Raw genomic sequence first — 12,696 nt, forward strand, 5'->3', positions numbered from 1 at the left:
CCGCCAACCCGCGGCACCACAGCGCCGGCCCAGTTCGCCCTATCGCTACGTCTGGGTGGGTGAGGCCGTGCCCCAGGCACTGCACGGCTTCCACACCGCGGTGCCGGCGTTGCCGGCGCTGGACCGGGCCGCCGCCGGCAACGGCGCGCTGACCTTCGTGCCCGATGGCGACGGCGTGGTGCGCCGCGTGCCCCTGGTGCTGCGCCTGGGGCAGCAGCCGGTGCCTTCGTTGGCGGCCGAAACCCTGCGCGTGGGCCAGGGCGCGCGCAATCACCTGCTCACCAGCAGCGAGGGGGGGTTGCCGGGGCTGGACGAGGTGCGCATCGGCGACTTCACCATCCCCACCACCCCCGAGGGCGAGATGTGGCTGCACTACACCCGCCCCGAACCGCGGCGCTACCTGTCGGCCGGGCGGGTGCTGGGTGGACAGGTGGACCCGGCCGAGGTGGCGGGGGCCCTGGTGCTGGTGGGCAGTTCCGCCCAGGGGCTGATGGACCTGCGTTTCAACCCCCTGGGGCGGGTGATGCCGGGCGTGGAGGCCCACGCGCAGGCGCTGGAGCAGGTGCTGAGCGGCCACTTCCTGGTGCGGCCGGACTGGGCCCTGGGGGCCGAGGCCCTGGTGCTGGTGCTGGGCTGCGCGGGGGTGGTGGGTCTGGCCATTCGCGCCAGCGCCCTGGTGGCGGCGCTGGCCAGTGCCGGTGGGGTGGCCGCGGTGCTGTGGGGCGGCTGGTGGGCCTTTGCCGAACACGGCCTGCTGCTCAACAGCTTCACCCCGGCGGTGGTGCTGGCCGCGGCCTTCGTCGTGGCCAGCCTGGTGCACCACTTCTGGAGCGAACGCCAGCAGCGTTTCATCAAACAGGCGTTTGCGCGCTACGTCTCGCCCAACCGGGTCGAGTACCTGGTGAACCACCCCGGCCAACTGGAGTTGGGCGGCCAGCGCCAGACCTGCAGCTTCATTTTCACCGACCTGGCCGGCTTCACCGGCCTGATGGAGCAGATCGACCCGGCCGAGGCCCTGAGCCTGCTCAACCGCTACTTGGAGGAGATGATCACCATCGCCTTCCAGCACCAGGGCACGTTGGACCGCATCGTCGGTGATGCGGTGGCCATCATGTTCTCGGCGCCGCTGCCGCAGCCCGACCACGCGGCGCGTGCCCTGCGTTGCGCGCTGGAGATGCACGCCTTTGCCAGCCGCTACGCCAGCGAACTGCAGGCCCGGGGCGTGCCCTTCGGCCACACCCGTGTGGGCGTGCACACGGGCGAGGTCATCGTTGGCAACTTTGGCGGCAACGCCATCTTCGACTACCGCGCCCTGGGCGACCCGGTCAACACCGCTTCGCGCCTGGAGGCGGTGAACAAGCACCTGGGCACGCGCATCTGCGTGTCCGAGGTCACGCTGTCGGGCTGTGACGGGGCACCGGCCCGGCCGGTCGGGCGGCTGGTGCTCAAAGGCAAATCGCAGGCGCTGATGGTGTACGAGCCGCTCAGCGCCGAGGTGCCCGGGCCCTACGCCCCGCAGGCCGACTACGCCGCCGCCTACGCCGCCATGGATGCCCAGGCCCCGGACGCCGCCGAACGCTGGCACGCGCTGCTGGCCCGCCACCCCGACGATCCGCTGGTGCGCCTGCACGCCGCGCGGCTGGCCAGCGGACAGGTGGGCGCCGAGATCGTGCTGGACGCCAAATGAGGCACTGCGGCGGCGGCTTGCTATGCTCGCCGCATGCAAGTTCCCGCCCCCCAGCTCGCCGCCCACCTGCAGCGCGGCCTCAGGCCGCTCTACACCCTGCACGGCGACGACCCCTTGCTGCAGCAGGAGGCGGCCGACGCCATCCGCGCGGCGGCCCGCGCCCAGGGCCACACCGAGCGCAGCGTGTTCACCGTGGCCGGGGCCCATTTCGACTGGAGCGCGGTGTTGGCGGCTGGCAGCGCCCTGAGCCTGTTCGCCGACAAGCAGCTGGTGGAGCTGCGCATCCCCTCCGGCAAGCCGGGCAAGGACGGTTCCCAGGCCCTGCAGCAACTGGCCGAGGCCAGCGCTGGCCAGGACAGCACGCTGACCCTGGTGCTGCTGCCCCGGCTCGACGCCGCCACCCTCAAGGGGGCCTGGTTCGGGGCGCTGGACGGCCACGGTGTGACGGTGCGCCTCGACCCGGTGGAGCGCGCCCAATTGCCGGGCTGGATCGCCCAACGCCTGCAGGCCCAGGGCCAGCGGGTGGAGGCCGGTGAGGCCGGCCAGCGCACCCTGGGCTTCGTCGCCGACCGGGTGGAAGGCAACCTGCTGGCCGCGCACCAGGAAATCCAGAAACTGGGACTGCTCTACCCGACGGGCGAGTTGAGCTTCGACCAGGTAGAGAGCGCCGTGCTGAACGTGGCGCGCTACGACCCCTTCAAGCTGGCCGAGGCGGTGCTGGACGGACAGCCGGCGCGGGTGCAGCGCATGCTCGACGGCTTGCAGGCCGAGGGCGAGGCCCCGGTGCTGGTGCACTGGGCCTTGAGCGAGGACATCCGCACCCTGCACAAGGTGAAAACCGCCACGGCCGCCGGCAAACCCCTGCCCATGGTCTTGCGCGAGCTGCGCGTCTGGGGCCCGCGCGAGAAACGCTTCGAGCGCGTGCTGCCGCGCCTGAAACCGGCCCAGCTGGCCCAATGGCTGCAGGACGCGCACACGGTGGACGGCGTCGTCAAGGGCCTGAAACACCCGGCCTGGCCGCACGACCCCTGGCAGGCCCTGCACCGGCTGGCGCTGGCGGTGTGCCAGGCCTGCGCCGGGGTCGCGCCCCCGCGCGGCCACGCCTGAGCCCCGATAATCCGCTCACAACCGCTGAAGGTGGATGCCATGACGAACGACAGCAGGCGCGTGTGGGTATTGGGCTTGGGGGCCGCTGCCCTGGGCGGCGCCTGCCTGCCCCAGGCCTGGGCCCAGGCGCCGGAATTGACGGTGGGCATCGTGCCCCAGCAGTCGGCCAGCAGCCTGGCCCGGGTCTGGATCCCGCTGTTGCAGGCCGTGGCGATCCGCTCCGGGGTCCGCCTGGTGTTTCGCACCACCCCCGACATCCCGAGTTTCGAGGACGCGCTGGCCAAGGGGGCCTACGACCTGGCCTACATGAACCCCTACCACTACACCGTGTTCAGCCGGCGACCGGGCTACCAGGCGTTCGCCAAGGAAAAGGGGCGTCGGCTGACCGGCATCATCGTGGTGGCCAAGGACAGCCCGGCGCGTTCCCTGAAAGACCTGGCCGGCCAGCGCGTGGCCTTTCCGGCGCCGGCCGCCTTTGCCGCCAGCATGCTCACCCGTGCGGAGTTCGAGCGCCAGCAGGTGCCCGTCTCGGTCCAGTACGTCAGCTCGCACGACTCGGTGTACCGGGGCGTGGCGCGGGGCCTGTTCGCCGCCGGCGGGGGCATCCAGCGCACGCTGGAATCGATGGAGCCCGAGGTCACCGCCCAGCTGCGCGTGCTGGTCCAGACCCCCAGCTATGTGCCCCATGCTTTTGCGGCGCACCCGCGGGTCGCGCCCGCGCTGCTCGAACGCGTGCGCCAGGCCATGCTGGCCCTGGCCAACGACGCGGCGGGCCTGGAACTGCTCAAGGAGCTCAGCTTCAAGGGCATCGACCCCGCCACCGACGCCGAGTGGAACGAAATTCGCCGACTGAAGTTCGACCAGGCCACGGGCAAGCAGTGAAGTTTCGCACCAAGACCATCATCGGCATCGCCCTGATCGAAGGCGTGCTGCTGGGTTTCCTGGGGTGGCACCTGGTCGGCCAGTTGGAGCAGACCAACCGCGAAGCCGTCCTGCGGCGGGCGCACACGACCTCGCGCCTGATCACCGCCTCGCTGCGCGATGCCATGATCTCCTACGACCTGGCCACGCTGGAGAGCGTGAGCAACGAGATCCTGGACACGAGGGAGCTGATGTACCTGCGCATCGAGGACGCCCAGCAGCAGGTGCTGCTGGAGCGTGGCCAGGCGCCCTCGCCCGAGGTCCTGGCCAGCGACGAGGACGGCATCTTCGACCAGACCGTGCCGGTGGAGGTGCAGGGGCAACACTTCGGCCTCATCCGTTTCGGTTTCGACGTGGCGCCGTTCCGGCAGGCCATCCGCGCCACCCGCGAATCCACCCTCTGGGTGGCCGCGCTGGAGATGCTGCTGGTGGCCCTGTTCTCGTTTGTGCTGGGCACCTACCTCACCCGCCAGCTGAGCCGGTTGCGGGCGTCCAGCGTGGCCGTGGCCGAGGGCGATCTGCAGCAGACCCTGGACGTGAGCGGTGACGACGAACTGGCCGAAACCGCGCGGGCCCACAACCACATGGTGCACCGGCTGCGCGAGGCCGAAGCCGAACGGCAGCGGCACGAAACCGAGCTGCGCCAGGCCCTGACCGCCGCCGAGGCCGCCAACGTCGCCAAATCGCGCTTTCTGGCGGTGATGAGCCACGAAATCCGCACCCCCATGAACGGCATGCTGGGCATGGCGCAGTTGCTGGCCTTGTCGAAACTGGACGCAACCCAGCGCCAGCAGGTGGAGCTCATCCGCAGCAGCGGCGACGCCTTGCTCGGGCTGATCAACGACATCCTGGAGTTCTCCAAGATCGAGGCCGGCAAGGCCGAACTGGAATCGGCCGATTTCGATCTGCAGACCGAACTCGACGGCGTGGTCGCGCTGTTCCGGCCGCTGGTCGAGCAGAAAGGGTTGGCCTTGGAGGTCGACTGGCCCGCGGTGCTGCCGGCCGTGCGCGGCGACCACCTGCGCCTGCGCCAGGTGTGGATGAACCTGCTGTCCAACGCCCTGAAGTTCACCGCCCAGGGCTCGGTGCGGTTGCGGCTGCGGCTCGAGCCCGATGCCGCCCAGGGCTGGGTGCTGCACGGGGCCGTGGAGGACACGGGCATCGGCATCCCCCCCGACCGCCTGGAGCGCCTGTTCCGGCCCTTCACCCAGGTGGACGCGTCCACCACCCGCCAGTTCGGTGGCACCGGCCTGGGGCTGACCATCTGCGCGCGCCTGTGCGAGATGATGGGCGGACACATCGGCGTCCACAGCGTCGAGGGCCAGGGCACGACCTTCCACTTTTCGGTGCGCCTGCTGGCGGGACAAGCGCCGGTGGTGCCCCAAGCCGAACACCGGCCTGACGCAGAGCCCTTGCAAGGCCTGCGGGTGCTGGTGGCCGAAGACAATCCGGTCAACCAGCAGCTGATGCGGTCCCTGCTGGCGCGCCTGGGCTGTGAGACGACCCTGGTCGACAACGGCCGGGAGGCGCTGGCAGAGGTCCGGCGCGCCGCTTTCGACGTGGTCCTGATGGACCTGCAGATGCCCGAGATGGACGGGATCGAGGCCACCCGCGCCATCCGCGCCAGCGCACTGGCTCAGCAGCCGCACATCATCGCGCTGACGGCCAACAGCTACGACAGCGACCGGGACAACTGCCGCCAGGCGGGGATGGACGATTTCATCGGCAAGCCCTTCCGCCTGCCGGAGTTGCAGGAGAAACTGGCCCAGGTGCCCCGCCGCGGCCGGGCCTGAGCGCCGAGGCGTTACATTACAGACCCATGTTCAAACGTATCTTCGGCATTGCCCTGCTGGTGTGCAGCGTCTGGTCCCAGGCCAGCCCGCTGGACCCGGCGCCGGTCGGCATCGACGCGACCGTGTCCGAAGCCTGGTTGAAACAGGTGCAGCAGGTCGGCCGCGACACCGGCAGCGTCGCCGGCCGGCTCGTGACCACGGCCATGGGCATGGTGGGCATTCCCTACTACCGCGGCGGCGAATCGGCGCAGACCGGCTTCGACTGCAGCGGTCTGGTGCGCGCCGTGTACCAACAGACGCTGGGGCTGGCCTTGCCGCGGCGCGCGGTGGAGCAGGCCCAGGCCACCGAAAAAATCGCCAAGAACGAGTTGCAGCCCGGCGACCTGGTGTTCTTCAACACCATGCGGCGCGCCTTCAGCCATGTGGGCATCTACATCGGCGGGGGCAAATTCGTCCACGCCCCGCGCACCGGCGAGACGGTGCGCGTGGAAGACATGAACCTGGCCTACTGGGCCCGGCGCTTCAACGGCGCCAGTCGGCCCGTCGGTTCGGACGCGGTCAGCCCCGACTGAGCGCGGGCGGCGGGGCCGGCGCCCCGTGATTTGTCAGCCATTTTGGGGCCTGCCCCACTAAAATGGGGCACCGGCCGCGGTGTTGCGGCCCCGTTTTCGCTGCCCGCCCATGCTTTACCCCGAACTCTTCAAGCAACTCGAATCCGTCCGCTGGGACATGGACAAGGACATCCCCTGGGAGACCTTCGACGCCAGCCAGCTGAGCGACGAGCAGGCGCAGACCATCAAGATGAACGCCATCACCGAGTGGTCGGCGCTGCCGGCCACCGAGATGTTCCTGCGCGACAACCGCGACGACAGCGACTTTTCCGCCTTTATGTCGATCTGGTTCTTCGAGGAGCAAAAGCATTCGCTGGTGCTGATGGAGTACCTGCGCCGCTTCCGCCCCGATCTGGTGCCGACCGAAGAGGAGCTGCACGCGGTGCGCTTCGAGTTCGACCCGGCCCCGGCGCTGGAAACGCTGATGCTGCACTTCTGCGGCGAAATCCGCCTGAACCACTGGTACCGCCGCGCCGCCGAATGGCACACCGAGCCGGTGATCAAGGCCATCTACACCACGCTGAGCCAGGACGAAGCGCGCCACGGCGGCGCCTACCTGCGCTACATGAAGCGCGCCATCGCCAAGTTCGGCAACGAGGCCAAGGCCGCCTTCGCCAAAGTGGGGGTGCTGATGGCCAGCGCCCGCCGCACCGCGCAGGCGCTGCACCCGACCAACCTGCACGTGAGCAAGGCCCACTACCCGCGCGACACCATCCAGAGCCGCCTGCCCGACCCGGAGTGGCTGGAACAGTGGCTGAGCGAGCAGATCCAGTTCGACGCCACCTGGGAAACCAAGGTGGTCGACCGCATCCTGCACAACATGAGCCTGCTGATGGAGCAGAGCTTCAAGACCGTGCAGGAACTCAACCGCTTCCGCAAGGACATGGCCGCCACCCTGCCGGCCACCGGCGCCTACCAGGGCGCCTGAGCCTTCAGACCGGGCCCAGCACCTGGGCCCAGAGGGCCCGCACCGCGTCGATGTGGGCCTGCAGCGGTGCCGGGTCGATCTGGGTGGCGGTTTCGTCCAGTCGGGCGCGGTGCTGGCGCTGGCGCATGTCGCGGTAGGCGTCGGCCGCAGCGGTGCCCAGGCCGGCCGGCAGCAGGCCCACCTGCTCGGCGCGCTGCAGCAGCGCGATGTTGCCCAGGTTGCCGCGCAGCTCGGGGTGCGCCGCCGACCGCGACAGCACCAGGAACTGCACGATGAACTCCACGTCGATCATGCCGCCCGGGCTGTGCTTGATGTCGAACAGGCCTTCGCGCACCGGGTGGGCGGCGCGCATTTTTTCGCGCATGGTGCGGATTTCGCCGGCCAGGGCGGCCACGTCGCGCGGCGCGGTCATCACCGCCTCGCGCACCGCGTCGAAGCGCGGCGCCAGTTCGGGTGTGCCCAGCACGAAGCGCGCCCGGGTGATGGCCTGGTGCTCCCAGGTCCAGGCGGTGTTGCTGCCGCGGTTCTGCTGGTAGTTGGCGTAGGCGTCGAAGCTGGTCACCAGCAGGCCGGAGTTGCCGTTGGGGCGCAGCGCGGTGTCGATTTCGAACAGGTCGCCCTCGCCGGTTTTCACGGTGAGCCAGTTGATCATCTTGCGCACGAAGGCGGAATAGATTTCGGACGCGCGCTCGTCGTCGTCCTCGTACACAAACACGATGTCGAGGTCGCTGCCGTAGCCCAGTTCCTTGCCGCCCAATTTGCCGTAGCCGATGATGGCGTGGCGCGGTGTGTCGCGGTGGCGGTTTTTCAGGCGCTCCCAGCACCAGCGGCCGGTGACGCGCAGCACCGCGTCGGCCAGGGCGCTCAGGTCGTCGGCCACCTGCTCCACGGTCAGCACGCCTTCGACGTCGCGCGCCAGGGTGCGGAAGGTTTCGGCGTGGTGGGCGCGGCGCAGCAGGTTGAGCAGTTCCTCGTCGTCGTCCTCGCCGGTGTGGGCCAGCGAGCGTTTGCGCGCCTCCAGCTCGGCCTCGAACTGGGCGGCGTCGAAGCGGTCTTCGTAGAGCTGGCGGCTGGCCAGTTCGTCGATCACGCCGGGGTGCTTGAGCAGGTAGCGCGCCGGCCATTTGGCCGCGCCGAACACGCGCAGCAGCCGCTCGTGCACCGACGGCCGCTCCTGCAGCAGCGCCAGGTAGCTTTCGCGGCGCAGCAGCGGCTCGATCCAGTCGGCCATGCGCAGCGCGCCCTGTTCGCTGACGCGGCCGTCCTCCAGCCAGGCGCCGGTGCGCTGCACCAGCCGGGCCAGGCGCTGGCGCGCGTCCTCGCGCAGCGCCAGCACGCGCGGGTGTTCGCACCAATCGGCCACCTTGGCGGCGAAGCTGGGGGGCAGCTGCGCCAGCACCGACTGCAGGTCCTCTACGGCGCTGCGCGCCTTGCCGTTGCAGGTCTTGCCGTTGCACTGGCCGGGGTGGGCGCCCAGGAGCGTGTCGAACTCCTGGGCCACGGTTTCGCGGTGCGCGTCCAGCGCGTGCAGGAAGGCGCAGGCGTCGGCAAAGCCCAGGGTGGTGGCGATCCAGGCCAGGTCGTCGTCGCGCGTGGGCAGGATGTGGGTCTGCTGGTCGTCCAGGTACTGGATGCGGTGCTCGACCCGACGCAGGAAGTCGTAGGCGGCGGCCAGGGCCTCGACCTTGTCGGGTGGCATCAGGCCGGCGCGTTGCAGGCGTGGCAGCGCGGCCAGGGTGGGGCGGGTGCGCAGCTCGGGGAACTGGCCGCCGCGCACCACCTGCAGCAGCTGCACGGTGAATTCGATCTCGCGGATGCCGCCGCGCGAGAGCTTGACGTCGTGGGCGCGCTCCGGGTGGCCGGCGGCGCGCTTGCTGGCGTGGTCGCGGATCTGGCGGTGCAGGGTGCGCAGCGACTCGAACACGTTGTAGTCGAGGTAGCGCCGGAACACGAAGGGCAGGACGGCGCCGCGCAGGGCCTGGGCGCCGCCGGTTTCGATGGCGCGGCGCGGCGCCACCACCCGGCTCTTGAGCCAGGCGAAGCGCTCCCATTCGCGGCCCTGCACCAGAAAGTATTCCTCCAGCGCGCCCAGCGACACCGCGGCCGGGCCGGAGTTGCCGTTGGGGCGCAGCGCCAGGTCCACCCGGAACACCTGGCCGTGCTCGGTGGTGTCGCCGATCAGGGCATAGACCCGCTTGACCACCTTGGCAAAGTACTCGTGGTTGCTGATGCGGTGGCGCCCGAGTTCGTTGCCGGCGGTTTCGCCGTCGTGGTCGTAGACGTAGATCAGGTCGATGTCGCTGGAGACGTTGAGCTCGCGCGCGCCGAACTTGCCCATGCCGATGATCCAGACCTCGGCCCGGCGCAGCACGGTGCCTTGTGCGGCGGGCACGCTGGGGTCGGCGTATTGCGGGGCGCCGTGCAGGGCGTCCAACTCGGCCAGGGCCTGGGTCAGGGCCTCGTCCAGCGCCAGTTCGGCGAGTTCGGTGACGGCGCCGGTCACCAGTGCCAGCGGCGCGTCGCCTTCGCAGTCGAGCACCGCCAGGCGCTCCAGCACCAGGTGGCGCAGCACGCGCAAGGCACCGCCCAGGTCCAGCCCCTGGGCACGGAGGGCGGCCAGGGTGGCGCACTGCTGCGTTCGGCCCGGCGCGCCGTCGGGCAGCAGGGCCCGCTCGCGCTCGTAACGCCGGCGGATGCGCTGCACGAAGCGGGAATGCTCCGCCGCACCGTGAAGTTTGGATACAAATTGCGTCGCTTCGGCGGGAGTTGCCCTGTCGCTGGCCATCATAATTTCGCGTGCTCAAGAATCCAGGTACCGCTGCCCCCCCACGCTGGCTCCGAACGGCGGCTTGGGGCGCGCGCGTCGCCCTCTGGCTGGTGCTCGCCGCCTGGGGGTTGTTCGCCCTCACCTGGGGGGTGTTGCATTGGGTCATTGTGCCGCGAGTTGGGGAATGGCGCCCGGCGCTGGAAACGGCGGCCACGCGCGCGCTGGGGGTGCGGGTGCAGGTGGCCGGGGTGCAGGCCCTCTCCAGCGGCCCGATCCCGGCCTTCGAACTGCGCGACGTGCGCCTGTTTGACGGCGCGGGCCGCGAGGCCCTGCACCTGCCCCGGGTGCGCAGCGCCCTGTCGGTCCGCTCGCTGTGGCGGCTGGGCTTCGAGCAGCTGCTGATCGAAGGGCCGGTGTTGGACGTGCGCCGCACCGCGGCCGGGCGCATCGAGATCGGCGGCATTGACGTGTCCGCCGACCCGGATGGCGACAGCGCCCGCGCGGCCGACTGGTTTTTCTCGCAGACCGAATTCGTGGTGCGCGGCGGTGAACTGCGCTGGACCGACGACACCCGGCCCGGTCACCCGCCCCTGGTCTTGGGCCAGATCGACGCGGTGGTGCGCAACCCCGGGCGCCAGCACCACTGGCGGCTGGACGCCACCCCGCCGACCGAATGGGGCGCACGCTTCAGCCTGCGTGGCCACTTCGCCAGTCCGCTCTGGCCCAGCCGGCCCGGCGCCTGGCGCGACTGGAGCGGCACCGCCTATGCCGAAGCCCCCTGGCTCGACCTGCAGCACCTGCGCCACCACCTCGATCTGGCCGCCTGGACCGGGGCCGAAGTGCGACAGGGCCGTGGCGCCGTGCGCGCCTGGGCCACGGCCGAACGCGGGGTGCTGACCGAATTCAGCACCGACCTGGCCTTGCCGAGCGTGGCCTTGCACTGGCCTCACACCGACGCGCCCCTGGCCCTGCAGGCCCTGAGCGGTCGCCTCACACTGCAGCACCAGGGCCCGCGCACCCGGCTGGACACCCGGGCCCTGACCTTCACCACCGCCGACGGCCTGGTCTGGCCCGGCAGCGACCTGAGCTACACCCAGACCCGCGCGGCCGACGGCGCCGTGCGGCAGTGGGATGTGCAGGCCGACCGGGTCGATCTGGCGCTGCTCGCGCCCCTGGTGGCGCAACTGCCCGTGCCCGCGGAATGGCCCGCCACCCTGGCCGAACTGCGCCCCGCGGGGCAAGCCCAGGCCCTGAGCCTGGGCTGGACCGCCCCGGACCGGGCCGGGGCGCCCGAGCACTGGCGCGGCGCTGGCCGGGTCCAGGGCCTGGCCCTGCAGGCCGCGGCGGCATTGCCCCCGGTGGTCGAGGCCGACGGGGCACTCGCCCACCCCCTGGGCCGCCCGGGCCTGAGCGGGGCCGACGTCGAATTCGCTTTCAACCAGGACGGCGGCCGGGGCCGGCTCACCCTGCAGGACGGCAGCCTGACCTTCCCCGGCCTGTTTGAAGAGGCCACGCTGCCCTTCCAGCGCTTCAGCACCGACGCGGTCTGGCGCCACGACCGCGACCGCCTGGAGGTGGACCTGGCGCAACTGAGCTTTCAGAACGCCGACGCCCAAGGACAGGGCCGGGTGCAATGGCGCACCGCCGACCCTGCCACCAGCACGGCGAGGTCGCGCTTCCCCGGGGTGATCGATCTGGACGTGCGCATGGACCGGGCCGACGGCGCGCGGGTGCACCGCTACCTGCCCCAAGACATCCCCGACAGCGTGCGCCGCTACCTGCGCGAAGCGGTGCGCACCGCCCGGGCGCAGGACGTGCGGTTCCAGGTCCAGGGCGATCTGTGGGACTTTCCCTTTCCCGACCCCCTGCAGGGCAAGTTCGAGGTGCGCGCCCGCCTGCAGGACGTCGACCTGGCCTACGTGCCCGAGCACCTGCGCGTGCCCGGCGACGCCGCCTGGCCGGCCCTGGAGCGGGTGCAGGCCGACCTGCACATCGACCGGGTCGCGCTCGACATCCGCAACGCCAGCGGCGGCGTGCAGGGCGGCGGCCCTTTGCGGGCCGTGCAGACCATGGCCCGCATCGCCGACTTCACCGCCGACGAGCCGCTGCTGGAGGTGCGCGGCACGGTGCAGGGGCCGGGCGAGCAGGCCCTGGCCTTCGTCAACCGCTCGCCTTTGGGTGGCCTGATCGGCGGGGTGCTGGACCAGGCCCGGCTGGGCGGCACGGTGGACGTCGGGCTCGGTCTGGCGCTGCCCCTGAACCACCCCGAGGCGGTGAAGGTCACCGGACAACTCAAACTGGGCGGCAACGACCTGCGCGTGACGCCCGGCTCGCCCTGGTTGCAGGCGGCCAAGGGCACGTTGGAATTCAGCGAACAGGGCTTCCGCCTGCCCCAGGCCAGCGCCCGGCTGCTGGGGGGGGAACTGCGCTTCAGCGGCGCCATGGAGCGGCGCGGGGAACGGTCGGTGGTGCACTTCCAGGGCCAGGGCCTGGCCACCGCCGAAGGCCTGCGCCGCGCCGGTGACATGGGCGCCGAATGGGCCGCCCTGGCCCAGCTCGGCCAGCACAGCAGCGGCGGCACGCCTTACCGTGCCCGCCTGGAATTCCTGCCCGAGGGGGCCAACGTCCTGGTCGAATCGGGGCTGCAGGGACTGGCTTTGAACCTGCCCGCGCCCCTGGACAAGACCGGTCCGGCCCTGCTGCCCTTGCGCTACGAGGTGACGGCCCTCCCCGTTGCCCCCGCCGAGCTGGCGGCCGGGGTGACGCGCGACCGGCTGGTGCTCGAACTGGGGGCCGGGGCGGTGCCGGTGCTGAGCGCCCAGTACGAACGCGAGCACGCCGTCGCCGGCACCCAGGTGCTGCGTGGGGCCGTGGCCGTGCGC

Annotated in this window: 8 protein-coding genes; 7 read left to right on the forward strand and 1 reads right to left on the reverse strand. The window is 71.1% G+C overall.

Annotation, left to right across the window (positions count from 1 at the left end):
- From CON77_RS09465 to CON77_RS09490, 6 genes are all read left to right on the forward strand, one after another.
- The coding region (locus CON77_RS09465; RefSeq protein ID WP_101048911.1) for an adenylate/guanylate cyclase domain-containing protein at window positions 1–1,687 on the forward strand (1,687 nt) is incomplete at its 5' end.
- 33 nt (window positions 1,688–1,720) lie between these two features.
- The gene (holA, locus tag CON77_RS09470; RefSeq protein WP_101048912.1) at window positions 1,721–2,794 is read left to right on the forward strand and encodes a DNA polymerase III subunit delta; all 1,074 of its coding nucleotides are present in this window, start codon (window positions 1,721–1,723) and stop codon (window positions 2,792–2,794) included.
- Between the two features lie 39 nt (window positions 2,795–2,833).
- The gene (locus tag CON77_RS09475) at window positions 2,834–3,676 is read left to right on the forward strand and encodes a phosphate/phosphite/phosphonate ABC transporter substrate-binding protein (RefSeq protein ID WP_101048913.1); all 843 of its coding nucleotides are present in this window, start codon (window positions 2,834–2,836) and stop codon (window positions 3,674–3,676) included.
- Window positions 3,673–5,508, forward strand: a complete 1,836-nt coding sequence (locus CON77_RS09480) for an ATP-binding protein (protein ID WP_101048914.1) — start codon at window positions 3,673–3,675, stop codon at window positions 5,506–5,508. Before CON77_RS09475 ends, CON77_RS09480 begins: the two co-directional genes overlap by 4 nt.
- Before the next feature lie 26 nt (window positions 5,509–5,534).
- Window positions 5,535–6,080 carry a C40 family peptidase gene (locus tag CON77_RS09485; protein WP_101048915.1) on the forward strand — a complete coding sequence of 182 codons (546 nt, stop codon included), beginning with the start codon at window positions 5,535–5,537 and terminating at the stop codon, window positions 6,078–6,080.
- Window positions 6,081–6,189: 109 nt separating this feature from the next.
- Window positions 6,190–7,047, forward strand: coding sequence for a ferritin family protein (locus tag CON77_RS09490; RefSeq protein WP_101048916.1), 858 nt, complete (start codon window positions 6,190–6,192; stop codon window positions 7,045–7,047).
- 4 nt (window positions 7,048–7,051) lie between these two features.
- On the opposite strand, the gene glnE is transcribed toward CON77_RS09490, so the two are convergent.
- Complete coding sequence (gene glnE, locus CON77_RS09495) at window positions 7,052–9,832, reverse strand: bifunctional [glutamate--ammonia ligase]-adenylyl-L-tyrosine phosphorylase/[glutamate--ammonia-ligase] adenylyltransferase (RefSeq protein ID WP_101048917.1); 2,781 nt, start codon at window positions 9,830–9,832, stop codon at window positions 7,052–7,054.
- An 11-nt stretch (window positions 9,833–9,843) separates the two neighbouring features.
- Between glnE and CON77_RS09500 the strand changes: the two genes are divergently transcribed.
- Window positions 9,844–12,696: YhdP family phospholipid transporter (locus tag CON77_RS09500; RefSeq protein ID WP_439650551.1), on the forward strand; the 2,853-nt coding region annotated here is incomplete at its 3' end.

Origin of the sequence: Macromonas nakdongensis, assembly GCF_002837145.1 — a bacterium.
In the GTDB taxonomy this organism is placed as follows: domain Bacteria; phylum Pseudomonadota; class Gammaproteobacteria; order Burkholderiales; family Burkholderiaceae_C; genus Macromonas_B; species Macromonas_B nakdongensis.